The 15,920-nt window shown below is 63.1% G+C and carries 17 protein-coding genes; 6 read left to right on the top strand and 11 right to left on the bottom strand.

Features of this window, described 5'->3' with window-relative positions; genetic code table 11:
- Window positions 1–35: 35 nt before the first annotated feature.
- A complete protein-coding gene (locus tag KY465_RS02710) occupies window positions 36–497 on the bottom strand; it encodes an Lrp/AsnC family transcriptional regulator (RefSeq protein ID WP_219158178.1) in 462 nt (153 codons plus the stop codon).
- A 162-nt stretch (window positions 498–659) separates the two neighbouring features.
- On the opposite strand from KY465_RS02710, the gene KY465_RS02715 reads away from it, so the two are divergent.
- Entirely contained in the window at window positions 660–1,385 is a 726-nt protein-coding gene (locus KY465_RS02715) for an aspartate/glutamate racemase family protein (RefSeq protein WP_219158180.1), read from the top strand.
- A gap of 51 nt (window positions 1,386–1,436) precedes the next feature.
- On the opposite strand, the gene KY465_RS02720 is transcribed toward KY465_RS02715, so the two are convergent.
- Complete coding sequence (locus KY465_RS02720) at window positions 1,437–2,285, bottom strand: MurR/RpiR family transcriptional regulator (protein ID WP_219158182.1); 849 nt, start codon at window positions 2,283–2,285, stop codon at window positions 1,437–1,439.
- Window positions 2,286–2,388: 103 nt separating this feature from the next.
- Between KY465_RS02720 and KY465_RS02725 the strand changes: the two genes are divergently transcribed.
- Genes KY465_RS02725 through KY465_RS02745 form a run of 5 tightly spaced genes read left to right on the top strand, consistent with a single transcriptional unit; the run spans window position 2,389 to window position 7,255 of the window.
- A complete protein-coding gene (locus KY465_RS02725) occupies window positions 2,389–3,126 on the top strand; it encodes a 5-formyltetrahydrofolate cyclo-ligase (RefSeq protein WP_219158184.1) in 738 nt (245 codons plus the stop codon).
- 20 nt (window positions 3,127–3,146) lie between these two features.
- Window positions 3,147–4,121, top strand: coding sequence for an ABC transporter substrate-binding protein (locus KY465_RS02730; protein WP_219158186.1), 975 nt, complete (start codon window positions 3,147–3,149; stop codon window positions 4,119–4,121).
- Complete coding sequence (locus tag KY465_RS02735) at window positions 4,118–4,888, top strand: ABC transporter ATP-binding protein (RefSeq protein WP_219158188.1); 771 nt, start codon at window positions 4,118–4,120, stop codon at window positions 4,886–4,888. Before KY465_RS02730 ends, KY465_RS02735 begins: the two co-directional genes overlap by 4 nt.
- Window positions 4,878–6,488, top strand: a complete 1,611-nt coding sequence (locus tag KY465_RS02740) for an ABC transporter permease (RefSeq protein WP_255561394.1) — start codon at window positions 4,878–4,880, stop codon at window positions 6,486–6,488. The genes KY465_RS02735 and KY465_RS02740 overlap by 11 nt, the downstream gene beginning before the upstream one ends.
- Before the next feature lie 20 nt (window positions 6,489–6,508).
- The gene (locus tag KY465_RS02745; protein ID WP_255561395.1) at window positions 6,509–7,255 is read left to right on the top strand and encodes a 5-formyltetrahydrofolate cyclo-ligase; all 747 of its coding nucleotides are present in this window, start codon (window positions 6,509–6,511) and stop codon (window positions 7,253–7,255) included.
- A gap of 78 nt (window positions 7,256–7,333) precedes the next feature.
- Here KY465_RS02745 and doeB read toward each other — a convergent pair whose 3' ends face one another.
- The 9 genes from doeB to KY465_RS02790 form a co-directional block, all read right to left on the bottom strand.
- The gene (doeB, locus tag KY465_RS02750; RefSeq protein ID WP_219158190.1) at window positions 7,334–8,362 is read right to left on the bottom strand and encodes a N(2)-acetyl-L-2,4-diaminobutanoate deacetylase DoeB; all 1,029 of its coding nucleotides are present in this window, start codon (window positions 8,360–8,362) and stop codon (window positions 7,334–7,336) included.
- Window positions 8,331–9,518: an ectoine hydrolase DoeA gene (doeA, locus tag KY465_RS02755; RefSeq protein ID WP_219158193.1), complete on the bottom strand. Its 1,188-nt coding sequence runs from the start codon at window positions 9,516–9,518 to the stop codon at window positions 8,331–8,333. Before doeA ends, doeB begins: the two co-directional genes overlap by 32 nt.
- Window positions 9,519–9,530: 12 nt before the next feature.
- Entirely contained in the window at window positions 9,531–10,526 is a 996-nt protein-coding gene (eutC, locus tag KY465_RS02760; protein ID WP_219158195.1) for an ectoine utilization protein EutC, read from the bottom strand.
- A 1-nt stretch (window position 10,527) separates the two neighbouring features.
- Window positions 10,528–11,526: a hydroxyectoine utilization dehydratase EutB gene (gene eutB, locus KY465_RS02765; RefSeq protein ID WP_219158197.1), complete on the bottom strand. Its 999-nt coding sequence runs from the start codon at window positions 11,524–11,526 to the stop codon at window positions 10,528–10,530.
- A 38-nt stretch (window positions 11,527–11,564) separates the two neighbouring features.
- Window positions 11,565–12,356 (bottom strand): aspartate racemase/maleate isomerase family protein, encoded by a 792-nt coding sequence (locus tag KY465_RS02770; RefSeq protein ID WP_219158199.1) that lies wholly within the window; start codon window positions 12,354–12,356, stop codon window positions 11,565–11,567.
- Window positions 12,357–12,389: 33 nt separating this feature from the next.
- Complete coding sequence (locus KY465_RS02775) at window positions 12,390–12,827, bottom strand: universal stress protein (RefSeq protein ID WP_219158201.1); 438 nt, start codon at window positions 12,825–12,827, stop codon at window positions 12,390–12,392.
- A gap of 15 nt (window positions 12,828–12,842) precedes the next feature.
- Window positions 12,843–14,126 (bottom strand): TRAP transporter large permease, encoded by a 1,284-nt coding sequence (locus KY465_RS02780; protein WP_219158203.1) that lies wholly within the window; start codon window positions 14,124–14,126, stop codon window positions 12,843–12,845.
- 9 nt (window positions 14,127–14,135) lie between these two features.
- Entirely contained in the window at window positions 14,136–14,714 is a 579-nt protein-coding gene (locus tag KY465_RS02785) for a TRAP transporter small permease (RefSeq protein WP_219158205.1), read from the bottom strand.
- Window positions 14,715–14,780: 66 nt separating this feature from the next.
- Window positions 14,781–15,797, bottom strand: coding sequence for a TRAP transporter substrate-binding protein (locus KY465_RS02790; protein ID WP_219158207.1), 1,017 nt, complete (start codon window positions 15,795–15,797; stop codon window positions 14,781–14,783).
- Window positions 15,798–15,920 lie beyond the last annotated feature (123 nt).

Below are 15,920 nucleotides of genomic sequence, written 5' to 3' on the forward strand. Positions count from 1 at the left end.
CCCAACCAGACCGCCCTCTCCCCCACACCGGCAATCTACAAATATTTCAGCGGCACGGCGGTCGTGTATTTCAATTCCTCCATGCCAATGAAGGCCGACACATCCATGAAGTCGAGCCGCGTGATCAGTTCCCGGTAGACTTCATCATAAACCTCGACGCTCGGCACCACGAGGCGCAGGATGTAATCCATCTCGCCAGTCAGCCGGTAGGCCTCGACGATTTCCGGGATCGCAGCGATTGTCGCGCGGAATTCCTCCGTCCATCCGATCGAATGGCGGGAGGTGCGCACGGCAACGAACACCGTCATCCCGACATTCGCCTTCTTCCGATCAACCAGCGCCACCCGCCCGGTGATCAAGCCCGTCTCTTCGAGATTTCGGATCCGCCGCCAACAGGCGGACACCGACAAGGCGACCTGGTCCGCCAGATCGCCGATCGAAATCGCCGCATCCCGCTGAAGGCATTCCAGTATCTTGCGATCCCGCGGGTCGAGCATCGAGTTTTCCTTTCGCCCGGTGGTGGCCATATCGAAAATATGAGCGCAAATCTATCAGGACACAAACAATTTTTGCGCATACGCACTTGAGAGAGGCGAGATACGCGCACCGTTTTCGCGGCACATCGCCTAGATTGCCCGCATCAGAACGGGAGAGCGAAGATGCAGAAGACCATTGGCCTGATCGGCGGCATGAGCTGGGAAAGCACCGCTGTTTACTACCGGCAGATCAACGAAATCGTGCGCGAGCAGCGTGGCGGCCTGCACTCGGCGGACATCCTGCTCGCCTCGGTCGATTTCCAGACCATCGTCGACTGGCAGACGTCCGGCCAGTGGGACCGCGCCGCCGAGTATCTTGCCGGCGTGGCCAACCGCCTCGAGCAGGCCGGCGCGGACTGCCTCGTCATCTGCACCAACACCATGCATCGCATCGCCGCGCCGATTGCCCAGGCGGTCGCGATCCCGCTGATACACATTGTCGATGTCACTGGCGCCGCGCTGCGCGCCGGCGGTGCGCGCAAACCGCTGCTGCTTGCCACGCGCTATACGATGGAAGACACCTTCTACCGCGACCGCCTGCACCAGATATTCGGCCTTGACGCAACCGTCCCCGATGCGGCGGGCCGCGAGCTTGTGCACAGGGTCATTTTCGAGGAGCTGTGTTGCGGCATCGTCAGCGCCGCATCCCGCCAGGCTTTCCAGGATCTCATAGCCGCGGCACGGCATAAAGGCTGCGATTCAGTCATTCTCGGCTGCACCGAGATCGGCCTGCTGATCGGTCCGGAAGACTGCGCCCTGCCGGCATATGATTCCACCCTGCTGCATGCCGCTGCGGCGGTTGATTTCGCCCTGGCGGACACCCGGGCCGCCGCCCGCCGCGTGGCCTGACGGCCATAGCTAGCCAGCGCGCTGAAGCGCCGGCGGGTCACCGTCGCGGGCTCAGCCCATGTCTTCCAGCTCCTCGCCGATGCTGGCGATGATCTCGGCGCGTTGCTGCGCCGACTTGCCCGCATGCGCCGCATAGCTCAGGGCCAACAGCCGCAGGATGCTGCTGACGGCGGTCGCCGAAGCGCCGAGAGCGAAACTGGAAACATGGCACGGCAGGATGACCGTCGACAGCCGCTGCAACTCCAGCATCGAACTGCGGTCGGTGACGGTGATGACATTCAACCGGCTGGTTTTGGCATAGGACAGGAGCGGCATGAGGGCCGCCGGAAACGGCGGCAGCGCCACCACCAGCAAGACATCGCGCGGGCCGGTCATTGCCAGATCCTCTGCCCAGGCGCCCGGCTGCTGGCCAAGCAGCGTCACCCCGTGCCTGAGCCGCGCCAGCAGCAGTCGCGCCGACCGCGCCAGCCCGTCTTCAAGGCCGATGCCCAGCACCCACACGCGTGGCGCATCGGCGATCAGCTCGACAGCCGCACGCACCTTGTCGGAGCGCAGCTCCTCGAATGTCTTGGTCAGATTGCGCAGCTCCAGTTCCAGATGCGCGCCGATGGTCCGGCCCAGCGCCATCTGCTCGGACTGCGTGACCGAGTACAGGAACGGTTCGGTGCGATCGCGCTCCTCGCGCGCCTGCAATTTGACCTCGTTGAAATCGGCATAACCAAGGTGCTGGAAAAACCGCGCCGCCGTCGCTTTTGAAACGCCGGCCATCTCGGCGATCTCCGTCGCCGAATGGGTCAGGATGTCATGTTCCCGCTCGAGAATCAGTTGCGCCAGCTTCTGCTCGCCCGCCGTAAGCTTCGAATACCGTTCCTGAATTCGCAATATGAGGCGCGAAGCCATAACACCCTTCCCAAATCAAATATGCAAAAACCATAGCACCCCCCTTGCATTTATGAAACTCCAGTTTCATGATAAAGAAACAATGAAACAGGGGCGGATAATCATGTCGCAGATGAGTTTCATGCGCCAGCGGATCTGGGACCGCCTGAAGGATGTCGCCCGTCCCGACACGCGTCTGCATCTCGACTTTTCCGAGTTCATTCCGGATTTTGAAGGCGCCGACCGCGCCACCGCCCGGCTTCTCGATCACGCACCGTTTCGCGACAGCCGCCTCACCTTCGTCACGCCGGACAGTTCGCTCACCGAGTTGCGCGTCAAGATGATCGAGGCGGGCATGCCGTTCATCATGTCGACCTATAATATGTGCCGCGGCTTCCTCTATCTGGCGCCCGGCACGGTGCCCGAAGGCGCGGCGCGTTACGCCGCCTGGCTCGATGGCATGGAGCATTTCGCCCGCCCGATTTCCCTGGCTGGCATTGCCGATCTCGGCCGTTTCGATTTTGCTGTCACCGGAGCCTCCGCGGTCTCGACGGATGGCGTGCGCTTCGGCAAGGGCCACACTTATTTTGATCATGAATGGGGCATCTTCACCGATCTCGGCCTGATGGACGAGACAACCCCGGTCGCCGCAATCGTCCATGATGTGCAACTGGTCGCCGACAAGTTTTACCAGTCCGAAACCGACATCGCCATCGATCTGATCGCCACGCCCGAACGGCTGACGGCAGTCGACCGGGCGACAATGCGCCCGCGCGGTGTGCGCTGGGATCTGATGACCCCGGCGCAGATCGACACCATTCCACCCTTGAAGGAGCTCGCGCGAATGCGGGGAATCGCCTGAATTCAGCAAAGGAGACCGTCATGAAATTCGCAGTCGACAGACGTCGCTTTCTCACCCTCGCCGCAGCAGCCGCTGCCATGCCCATGGCCGCCCGCCATGGCGCTGCCGCCGAACCCTTCAACTTTCAGGCATCCTGGATCAACGATGCCGAATTCACCGGCTACTTCATCGCCCTCGACAAGGGCTATTACGCCGAGGAAGGTCTCGACGTGACCTATTTTTCGGGTGGTCCCGATGTCATCCCGGAAAGCACGCTGATTGCCGGCAAGGCCGATCTCACACTGACCACGCCCGACACCACGATCAAGGCGATCGCCGATCAGGGCGCTCCCTTCCGCATCATCGGTGCCCAGTACCAGAAAAATCCGATCGGCATCGTCTCGCTGGCCTCGAACCCGATCAACAGCCCCGAGGATCTGGTCGGCAAGACGCTCGCCGTGCCGCCGGTCAACATCATCTCCGTCGAGGCGATGCTGAAGACCTCGGGCGTCGACCGCTCGAAGATCAACATCGTCCCCTATGCCTATGACCCGACACCGTTGATCAAGGGCGAGATCGATGCCTCGGTCGATTTCACCACCAATGTGCCCTACACCATCGAGCAGGCCGGTGCCGAAGCGGTGTCCTTCCTGCTCTATGACTTCGGCTTCACCATCTTCAACGACACCGTTGTCGTCACCGAAGACGCCCTGAAGAACAACCGCAAGAACATCACCGGATTCCTGCGCGCCAGCCGCAAGGGCTGGAACGACAATTTCGAGGATCCGTCCGTCTGGCCGCCGAAATTTGCCGACAGCTGGTTCAAGGGCACGGGGCGTTCGATCGAGAACGAACTCTATTTCAACCGCGCCCAGCAGCCACTGATGGAACATCCGGATGGAATTTTTGCCATGAGCGAAGAATCTATTGAGGCCAATATCGAGGCCCTCAACGCGGTCGGGATCGCTGCCAAGCGCGAGCATTTCGACACCTCGGTTCTCGAGGACATCGGATGACCGACCGGGCCGGCATCCGGATCAGTCGGGTCTCACGCGTCTTCGAAGGGCGCGGCGCGACGGTCCAGGCGCTCGACGATGTCTCGCTCGAGTGTCCCGCCGGCTCGTTCACCGCATTGATCGGACCGTCAGGCTGCGGCAAATCGACGATGCTGCGCCTGGCGCTCGGTCTCGACCACCCCAATGACGGCGAGATCCGCATCGGCGGCCTCGAACCCCTCGCCGCGGCGCGGCAGGGGCTGACCGGAGTGGCATTCCAGGATGCCGCCCTGATGCCCTGGCGCACCGTCGAGGACAACATCATGCTGCCGCTCGATGTCCTCGACAAGAAGCGCGGCGCATTCCGTGCCAAGGTCGACGAACTGGTCGATATGGTCGGCTTGTCCGGTTTCGAGAAAGCCCTGCCCGGCGAGTTGTCGGGCGGCATGCGCCAGCGCGCCGCCATTGCCCGCGCCCTGGTCACCACGCCCGACGTTCTCTTTCTCGACGAACCGTTCGGCGCCCTCGACCAGATCCTGCGCCGCCAGATGAACATCGAGCTGCAGCGCATCTGGATGGAAAGCAACGCCACCACGCTGCTGGTCACCCACGGCATTGATGAGGCGATCTTTCTCGCCGACCGCGTCGTCGTCATGCAAAGCCGCCCCGGACGCATCGGCCAGGTGATCGACATCCCGTTCGCCCGCCCGCGTCAGAGCGCCATTTTCTCCGACCCTCAGTTCCACGCTCTGGAAGCCGAGATCGCCGGAGCGCTCGATGGCCACTGAAACCCTGGCCAGCCCGCGTCCCGTCCCGCGCCGCAGGATGGCCGGGCAGGGCCGCCTCGGCACGCTGCGCAACTGGGGGATCCTGCTCGTCCTGTGGGAGATTGTCGGCCGCCTGCGTCTGGTGGCGGACGGCGCGCTGCCGGCGCCCTCGGCAATCCTGCAGCGCCTGTGGATCGACTGGTCCGATTATCCGCCGCACATCTGGGCGACGATCGAGGGCGCATCGATCGGCTTCCTGATCGGCAACGCCCTGGCGATCGCTGCCGGCATCCTGTTTGTCCTGTTCCCGCTGACTGGCCGCCTTGCACGCGGCATCAATATCGCTCTTTTCGCGCTGCCACCGATCGCCCTTTCGCCGATCCTCGTCATCACCTTTTCCGGCATGACGCCGCGCATCATTCTCGCTGCCATCGGCTGCTATTTCATCACCATGAGCGCCACCGTCACCGGCCTGTCGCAAACCGACCGGCGCGCTATCGACATCGTCAGGGCCTATGGTGGCAATCGCTGGAAGGTTCTGCGCCTGGCGCAATTGCGCAGCGCCCTGCCATCGATCTTGTCCGGCCTGCGCATCGCGGCGCCAAATGCGGTTCTCGGAGCCATTCTCGCCGAATTCGGCGGCGGCGGCCGCTTCGGTCTCGGCGTGTATCTGATCGGCTCGCTCGGACGCGGCGAACCGGACCGGCTCTGGGGCATCGGCCTGGCTGCAACATTGATCGCCGGCCTCGCCTATGGCCTGTTCTCCCTGATCGCCGCACGGCTCACCGGAGCCTCGCGCGCCGTCACCATGCCGGCAGCCGCGCCGAGTGAAGCGCGGGCCAAGGGCTTTTTGCGCGAGACGATGATTGTTCTCGCCTCCATCGCTCTGCCCTTCCTGTTCTGGTGGGTGCTGCTCTATGCCATGGGCACGCCGGCGATGATCGCCAAGACGCCACCGGCCCTTTTCGAATATCTGTTCCTGTCACCGCAATCGGCCACCAATCTCGGCAAGCTGGCCGCCGCCCTGGCGCAAACCCTGCCCATGACGATCATCGGAATGGCCGTCGGGCTGGCCTTCGCCTTTGCGCTCGCCATCGGTTCCGTGCTTTATCCCGTCATCGTCCGAGCCTTCATGCCGGTCGCCCTCGTCACCCAGACGATGCCGCTGGTCGCGCTGACCCCTCTGCTTGTCCTGATGCTCGGGCGCGGCCATTCGGTGATCCTCTGGATCACGGTCTCGGTCACCTTTTTCCCGGCCTTCGTCACGATGGCGCAGGGGCTGTCGCTGGTCTCGCGGGCCGCCCTCGATGTGCCGCGCGCCTATGGCGCCGGCCCCCTCAAGCAATTGCGTCTCGTCACCATCCCGGCATCCCTGCCTTATGTCTTCGCCTCCACACGGCTCGCCGTGCCGCGCGCCCTGCTCGGCGTCATGATCGCCGAATGGCTGGCCACAGGCAAAGGCCTCGGCAACCTTCTCAACCAGTCCCGCGGCTATCTCGACTACGGCATGATCTGGGCCGTTGCCGTGGTCTCGGTGCTGCTGTCCGTCGTGTTCTATCAACTTGTCGTTCTCATCGAAAACCGCGTCCTGTCCAAACGCGGCATGAGCCCGGCGCAATGATCAATCAGGAGTGAATTGCCATGACCATCGACATTGCCGATCACAAATCCTCGGTGCGCGAGCGTGTCTGGAGCGAATTGCGCAAGGTCGCCCTCCCCGACAGCCGGTTTCACTATGACTTTGGCGAGTTCATCGCCGATTTCGAGGGCGGTGAAGCGGCGGTCGAGCGGCTGATCGATCATCGCTACTATCGCGACGCGAACTATCTGTTCATCACGCCGGACAACTGTCTCGACCGGCTGCGCCTGCGCGCCCTGCAGGACGGCAAGACGGTGCTGATGACCACCTATTCCATCAAGCGCGGCTTCTGGCTGCTTGACCCGGCAAAGATCGACCCGGACCTCTATCTGTACGCCTCGACCCTTGATGGCATGGAGCGCGTCGCCCGGCCGCTGGGCCTGCGCGAAATCGCCGACCTGCCCGAAGTCGATTACATGATCACCGGCACCGGCGCGATCAACATGGAGGGCGTGCGCTTCGGCAAGGGGCACGGCTTTTTCGACGCCGAATGGGGCATTCTCTATCAGCTCGGACGCATCTCGACGGCCACCCCCTCCGCCGCGGTCGTGCATGATTGCCAGGTGCTCGATGAAAAGCTGTCCCCGGATGTCTACGACACCGTCGCCGACGTCATCTTCACCCCGACACGCACCATCGAGGTCGACAGTCCGCACAAGCCGACCTGCGGCATCATCTGGGATCGTCTCGATCCGCACATGTTTGAAACCATCCCGCCACTGCAGGAACTCAAGGCCATGGGGCTCTGACCGGCGGCATCACCCTCGGATCCGGCTAGCTTCCGGCATGCAAGGAGGCAAAGGGCGAGGCGCGAGCGGCGCTTGCCCTCACTCCTCCCTGACACCCACGACCGCGACGCAATCGCCGGCCTGCACCAGGCCGGGGAAATGCCGCGAGATCAACACACCCGACCGCGCCGCGCGACATTCGACCGGCGCCTGTCCGGTGCGCTCGCTCGACCAGATGCGCGCCACCACATCGCCGGCCTGCACCTCCTCGCCGAGATCGACCATCGCCTCGATCAGGCCATGATCCTCCGAGACCACGAAGCAATCGCTGTCCGGCATATCGAGCACCACGCTTGGCCCGCGTTCCGGCTCGCCAGCCAGGATGCCCGCATGTTTGAGGACGTTGCGCACGCCGCGCTTGGCGATCCCCGCCGTGCGCGCCGTCGCCGTGCCGCCTCCCCCCAATTCCGTCGTGACGAAGACCTTGCCCTGTCCTTCCACCTCGGTGTCGTACATGCCGACATTGTCGATCTCGAGAAGCGTCAGCGTATACGGGGCGTTGAAAGCCGCGACGGCGGCGGTGCACGCCGCCTGCTGGTTCTTGTTGTCGAGCACGTGCGAACAGGCAAACGGCACGAAATCGAGCGTCTTGCCACCGGAATGGAAATCAACGACCAGGTCGGCCATCGGCACCAGCGTGCGCGCGAAATAATCGGCGATCTTTTCGCTGACCGTGCCGTCCGGCCGTCCCGGAAAGATGCGGTTGAGATTGCGCCCGTCGATCGGCGAGACCCGCCGTCCCGACTTGAAGGCCGGATAGTTGAAGGCCGGCACGATGATCACCCGGCCGGTGATGTCCTCGGGCTGCAGGCTGTGCGCCAGGTCCTGCAGGGCGATCGGCCCCTCATATTCATCGCCGTGATTGGCGCCCGTCAGCAGCGCCGTTGGGCCGACGCCGTTCTGGACGACACAGAGCGGGATCATGATCGCCCCCCACGCCGAATCGTCACGGCTGTAGGGCAGTCTGAGAAAACCGTGAAACTTGCCGTTCTCGTCGAACGGCACCGTTGAAACAATGGGATTGCCCGCCACGCGCCTACTCCTTGACGAAAAGTTTGCGCGGCACATTGGCCAGGCATTCGGGGCCGTTCTCGCCGATGATGATGCTCTCGGTGATTTCGAAACCCCAGTCCTCCATCCACAGACCGGTCATGAAATGGAAGGTCATGTTTTCCTCGAGCACCGTCTTGTCGCCGGTGCGCAGCGACATCGTGCGCTCGCCCCAGTCCGGCGGATAGGAAAGGCCGATCGGGTAACCGGTGCGGTTGTCCTTGCTGATCCCGTATTTCTTGAGCACGGCATAAAATGCCTTGGCAACATCCTCGCAAAGATTGCCGGCGCGCGCCATCTCGAGCCCCGCCTCCATGCCCTCGAGCACCGCCTGCTCGGCATTCAGGAAGGTCTCCGTCGGCTTGCCGAGAAACACCGTCCGCGACAGGGGGCAGTGATAGCGCCGATACACACCTGCGATCTCGAAGAACGTGCCCTCGCCGAGCCGCAGCGGTTCGTCGTTCCACGTCAGATGCGGTGCCGAGGCATCAATGCCCGAGGGCAGCAGCGGCACCAGCGCCGGGTAATCGCCGCCAAAGCCGTAATCGGAATCAAACCGCAGGGCCGCATCATAGATATCGGCCACCAGGTCACACTTGCGAATGCCCGGCTCCACCTTGTCGTAGATGCGCTGATGCATGCGTTCGACGATGCGCGCGGCGCGGTGCATGTACAAGAGTTCCTGCGTCGACTTGACCGCCCGCTGCCAGTTGACCAGCGCCGTGGCGTCGGAAAAGCGCGCGTTCGGCAGCTCCTGTTGCAACACCTGGAAGGCTTTTGCCGAGAACCAGTAATTGTCCATCTCGACACCGATGCGCTTGTTGCCCCAGCCGCGCTCCTCGAGCTTGCCGGCCAGGTACTCCATCGGATGGCAGACCTCCGACTGCACGTAGTGATCGGGATAGCCGATCATGTCCTCCTCGGCCATGAAACAGGTGCGCTTGGCACCGTTGCGGTCCTGGCCGCGGCCGAACCAGACCGGATCGCCATCCGGCCCGACGATGACCGCCTGGTGCACATAGAACGACCAGCCGTCATAGCCGGTCAGCCAGGCCATGTTCGACGGATCCGAACAGATCAGGATGTCGATTTCCTTGGCCTCCATCGCCGCACGGGTCTTGGCGATGCGGGTGGAAAATTCACTGCGGGAAAATGCCAGTTGTGGAGCAGACATGAAGGGGCCTTTCTATGCCTCGGTGTCGAAGACCGTGCCGAGATCCAGCGAAGCGGCGCGTTGTACCGCCAAGGTGGCGATCGCCGTGTCCTGAACTCCCGTCCCGGTAAGATCTGCAATGGTGATGTCAGTGGCGCTTTGGCGCGCCTTGGCCTTCCCTGCGATGACCGCGCCGAGCTCGGCGAAGTAGCGCGTTTTGGAAATCAGATTGGCGGCAATGGCAGCGCGCAACTCGCCGAGTTCGGCTGTTTGCGACTGCCGGTCCGGCACATAGCAATTGGCGCGCAAGAAGCAGGCCGGGTCCAATTCGTTCTTGGTGTGCTGGTCCGAGCCCATCGCCGTGACATGCTGACCCGGCTTCAGCCAGTCGGCCATGAGGATCGGCGTCGTTGAAGGGGTCGTCGTGACGATGATGTGCGCTGCCCCAACCGCCGCACCGGCATCCGGCACCGCCGTCGCCTCCAGTCCGTCGTCCCGCAGCTCGCCCGCCAGCGCCCGCGCTTTGCTCGCATCGCGCGCCCAGACCGTCACATGCGTGATCGGCCGCACCAGGCGCAGCGCTGCAAGCTGCAGCCGGGCCTGCATCCCCGCTCCCATCACACAGACGCTGGAGGCCTCGCGGACCGCAAGATGATCGGCGGCCACGGCACCCGCCGCCGCGGTGCGCACATCGGTCAGGTAACCATTGTCGAGCAGCAGCGCTTCAAGCACGCCGGTCTGCGATGAAAACACCATCATCAGACCGGAGGTGCTGGGCAAACCCAGCGCCGGATTGTCGAAAAAACCCGGAGAGACCTTGATGGCAAAACTGTCAAGGCCGGGCACATAGGCGGTTTTCACATCGACTTCGCCATTGTACTCGGCAATCGCCAGACTGAGGATCGGCGGCATCACCACCTGCCCGGTCGCCAGCGCCCGGAATGCATCTTCGACGCATTGCACCGCGGAACGATCAAGGGCCACCGCCTGCCGCAGCTGCCGTTCGGTCAGGATCTTGACCTTGCCCATCTCAAGCCTCCTTGCTGGTGCCGTCGGGACGCGCCCGGCCGATCACCTCGAAATGCTGCTTCATATCGACATTGCCGCCGCTGAGGATCAGAACCACGGGACCGTCCGCGGCGATCGATCCGGCAAGCACCGCCGCGATGCCGACGGCGCCGGAACCCTCGATGATCTGCCGCTCCTGCCAGTAGGCATGCGCAATGCCTGCGGCGATCTGGTCTTCGCTGAGCAACAGCGTCTCGTCGACCAGTCGTTGTGTCATTGCAAAGGTAAAACGGTTGTCGAGGCCGATGCCGCCACCGAGCGAATCCGCCAGCGTCGGCAATTCCTCGACTTCGACCGGATGCCCGGCCCTGAGGCTGGCCACCATCGCCGCGCCGCGCTCCATGGAAACGCCGACGATGCGGATCTCCGGCTTGCGCGCCTTGGCCGCCGCCGCCACGCCGGCGATCAGCCCGCCACCCGACAACGGGACGACAAGTGTCGCCGCATCCGGCACCGCATCGAGGATCTCAAGTCCCAGCGTCCCCTGTCCGGCGATTACGTCGCGATGATCGAAGGGCGGGATCATCGTCATCCCTTCAGCCACTAGCTTGTCGACCTCGCCCTGCGCTTCATCCTGCGAGCGACCGACAATCCGCACTTCGGCGCCCTGGGCGCGAATGCCGTCGATCTTCACCTGCGGCACCAGTTCCGACATGCAGATGATGCAGCGCACGCCCGCCCGGCTCGCCGCATAGGCCAGCCCGCGCCCGTGATTGCCGGTCGACACCCCCACGACGCCGGCGGCTTTTTCCGCCTCCGAAAGACGGGAGACCGCATTGGCCGCGCCGCGCAGCTTGAAACTGCCGGTCCGCTGCAGATATTCGAGCTTGAGATGCACCGGCACCCCAAGCCGTGCGCTCAGGCTTTCAGACAGATTGACCGGTGTGACGCGAATGGTGTCGGCCACCCGCGCGCGTGCCGCCTCGATCTCGTTCAGCGACACCATGGAGTTGTCATTCATCGCATCTCTCGTTTGAAGTTGGCCCGGATGCTCCGGGCTCATGCGGCGCGCCCGTCGCTGGGCGCTGCCAGACAGGTGCGGAAAAGCCGCCCGTATGCCGCCGGCTTCCAGTCGGCCAGCCCGCCTTTCTGAGCCATCGCCCAGGCGGATGCCTGGTTCGAGGTCACGACTGGCTTGCCGGTGCGCGCCTCGATTTCGGCAATGGCGGCGATGGCGGGCAGCGCCGTGCAGGACAGGAAGATCGCATCATTGTCGGGCCCGTCGGCGGCCAGCGCCGCAGCAATGATCGTCTCGCGCGACACGCGTGCCATGGCCCGGTCATCCTCAAGGCCGAGACAATCAAGCGCCGTCACGGAGAATCCCTGCGCGCGGAAATAAGATCCGACCGGCACGGTCGCCTCGGGCAGATAGGGCGTGACCACCGCGATCGAATTCACCCCAAGCGCCCTGAACGCGGCACTGGCCGCCGCCGTCGGCGTGATCACCGGAACGCCGGGCTTTGCCGCCTGGATCGCTGCCGTGACCTTCGCATCGCCGATCGTCGCCGAAGCGGAGGTGCAACTGAAACAGATCGCCGCCAGCTCTACATCCGGCACCAGAAGCGCTGCCGCCGCTGTCAGCAGCGGCTCCATCTTGCGCAGATTCTCGGGCGTCGTCGGATTGGCATACGCAACCCGCGTCGTGTGCACCGCCGCCGCCGGCGGGAACAGGCGCGCCAGGTCGCCTTCGCTGGTCAGATCGGTGGCCAGCGCCAGCAATCCAAACCGGACCGTACTCTCCGGCGGGTCAAAAGCGACCGGCCGAGCCGATAGTCGAACCAGATTGTCCATTGTAGGGACTCCCGCCCAAAATGCGCTATGCGCTCAGACCACCAGAACCGGACAGCGCGCCAGGCTTGTGACCTTGTGCGATACGCTGCCCAGCAGGAAACCTTCCAGATCGCCGATGCCGCGGCTGCCGACAATGATCAGATCCGCGCCATGCTCGGCCCCGAACTTGACGATCGTCCGGGCCGGCTGACCGCCCTTGACGAAGGCACGGAAATTCGTTGCTCCCGCCTCGCGCGCCCAGCCCTTGGCCTCGTTGACCACCTCCTTGGCGTGGTCGCGCATCGCATCGTCCAGGGTCTGCGGATCGGAGGGCCGCACCATCGACATTGACGCTTCAAGCAACGAGTGGTGACGAAAGACGGTCAGCAACAGCAACTCGCCTTCGCTCATCTGCTGCAGCTGCGCGCCGTATTCCACCGCCTTTTTCGAACCTTCCGAACCATCGACGGCCACCAGGATGGACTTGAACATCGTGCTCTCCTCGTCCTACCGGAATGCCAGGTCGCGCGCGAACAGGGCGATCTGCGGAAAGAAGATCAGCGCCACGGCGACACAAAGAAGAATGAAGATGAAGGGCGGCGTGCCGCGGATCACTTCGACATAGGGGCGCTTGAACACCGCGATCGCGGTAAAGATGTCGCAGCCGAAGGGCGGGGTCGCCGAACCGATCGCCACCTGCAGGGTGATGATCGTGCCAACCAGCACCGGATCAAGGCCGACCCCGTCGACCACCGGCGCGAAGATGGGCACCAGCACCAGGATGACGACGATCGGATCGACAAACATGCAGCCGACGAAGAAGGCGATCGAAATGACGAACAACACGCCGATCGGCCCCATTTCCGTGATGCCGATGGCTCCGAGCATGGCCTGCGGCACCTGCGCGAAGGAGATCACCCAGGAAAAGGCTGCCCCGGCGCCCACCAGGATGAACACCACGGCGGTGATCAGCCCGGTTGATTTCGCGGTCGAATAAACGTCCATCAACGAGATCGAGCGGAAGATCACCACTTCCAGAAGCAGCGCGTAAAGCACACAGGCCGCCGCCGCCTCAGTCGGGCTGAAGATGCCGCCATAGATGCCGCCGATGATGATCACCGGAAAGCCCAGCGGCCATAGTGCCGAGACGAAGGCGCGGCCCCGCTCGCGCCAGCTCGCCTTGGGCTCGGCCGGCACCTTGTTGCGCACCGCGTAGATGTAGCTGTAGATCGAGAACAGAACGAGGATCAGCAGGCCCGGACCGATACCGGCGATGAACAGTTCCGCGATCGATGTGTTGGAGACCACGCCATAGATGATCATGCCGATCGATGGCGGGATCAGGAACGCGATGTCACTGGCATTGACGATCAGCGCCAGCACGAAACTGTCCTTGTAGCCGGCCTTGAGCATCCGGGGCCTGAGAGGCGATCCGATCGCCACCACGGTCGCCTGCGTCGAGCCGGAAACCGCGCCGAACATCGTGCAGGCGGCAGCCGTCGACACCGCCAGCCCGCCCTTCACGTGCCCGACAAACGCCATCACCAGGTCGATCAGTCGGCTGGCGGAATGACCGCGCGTCATGATGTCGGCGGCAAAGATGAACATCGGCACGGCGATCAGCGATGCCGGCCGGATACCGGCCATCATCTGCTGGATCATCGTTTCCATCTGTCCGAGACCGCCGAACATCGTCACAAAGCCGATGAAGGCGCCGACGATCAGCGGAATCATCATCGGAAAGCCGAGCAGCAGGAGGACGATCATGGACAGGAAGACTGTCGCGGCCATAGCGGTTCCTCAGATCTCTTGCTCGGTTTCCTCGTAGCCCTCAAGAACGCTCGTCGACAGGTAGATGTCCCTGGACGTCAGGTTCTTGATTGCTGTGAGGGTGTATTGCATTCCGGTCATGAAAAACCCGACCGGCACCCAGACCAGGGTGATCCACACCGGGATCTGCAGAGCCGGCAGGACGCGGCCCCGCGAGGCCTGCGTCTCGATATAGCCGATCGAATAATAGCACAGGCCAAACATGAAGATCGCCGTGATGAAGGCGATGCCGACCATCAGCGGCTTGCGCGCCGTCGAAGGCAAGGCGTCGTAGATCGCCGACATGCGGATGTGCCGGCCGTGCCGCGCCGCATAGGAAATCCCGGCGAAAGTAATGAGAATAATGAGGATGCGGTTGAGCTCCTCGGAAAAGAACAGGCTCGACTGGAAGACGAAACGCCCGACCACGTTCGATACCGTGTTCAGAGCCATCAGCAGAACGCCGGCGGCCAGCAGAAAGGACTCGATCCGACTGATCGTCGAATCGATGATGCCGAGAACGCCCGGAAGACTGGAATCGTGTGTGCTTAGGTCCGGATCGTCGCTCATCGGCTCTCTTCCTGAAAGCCGCCCGGACGCGCCTCATGCGCCCGGGCGGAGGGTTTGGCGTCTGGCTTACTCGGCGGCAGCCTGCAGGTCAGCCTTCAGCTGGTCGAGGATTTCCTTGCCGGAATCGCCCGTCATCTCGATGAACTTGGCCTCGACGTCAGCGGCGGCATCCTTGAAGCATTTGCGCTGCTCTTCGGAAAGCGTCGTCACCGTGATTTCCGGCTTGGCTTCCTGGATCTTCTTGAGTTCGGAATCGGCGAGACCCTTCTGGTACTCGACGATGTAGTCGTAAGCCTCATCGGCGGCGCGTTCGACCAGCTGCTGATCTTCCTCGCTCAGACCGTCGAAGAAGTCCTTGTTGGCCATCACCGCCGTGGTGAAGTTGTTGTGGCCCGCATAGGTGATGTAGTCGGTCACCTCGTACAGCTTCGTCGAATACAGGAAGAAGGTCGGGTTTTCCTGACCCTGGATGATGTTGGTCTGCAGCGAACCGTAGACTTCGCCCCATGGCAGCGGCGTCGGTGTTGCACCGAAGGCCTTGTAGCTTTCGACCAGAAGCGGGTTGGTCATGACGCGAAACTTGACGCCCTCAAGATCGGCACAGGATTCCACCGGCTCCTTGGTGGTCATCGCCACTTCCCCTTCGGGGAACATGGTCAGAAGCTCGAGGCCCTGTTCCGCATAGAGCTCGGGGAACATCTCGTTGACGGCCTTGGAGTTCTTGTAAAAGCGCGCCAGCTGCTCCTGATCGGTTGGCAGCAGATAAGGCACGAAGAACACCTGCGCTTCCGGGATCAGCGAACCGGTAAAGCCCGGTGACTGGTCGACGAACTGCAGGATGCCGGCCTGCGCCTGCTCCATGATGTCGGCGGATTCACCGAGCGTGCCGAACGGGAAAAGCTGGATTTCGTGATCGGAATTGGCTTCGATCACCTCCTTGAACTTCTGGGCATATTTTCCCTGGACTTCTTCCATGGCTTCTTCAAACGCATATTTCCAGGTCTCGGCCTGGGCTGCGAAGCTGGAGAAAGCGAGAACCGCCGCGGCAACGCCGGCGGAAAGGGTGAGCTTGTTGAGTTTCATCGAGCACTCCTGTCTTTTTTGTGACCTGGATGGCAGTCAAGGGCCCAGCGGTATGCCGCTGCACCTTGCGAACGCCTGTCTGGCCAGCTCTGAGTTCCGACCGCGGGATCGCTGTCGGGTGTT

The organism is Neohoeflea coraliihabitans, from assembly GCF_019334345.1.
GTDB lineage: Bacteria > Pseudomonadota > Alphaproteobacteria > Rhizobiales > Rhizobiaceae > Pseudohoeflea > Pseudohoeflea coraliihabitans.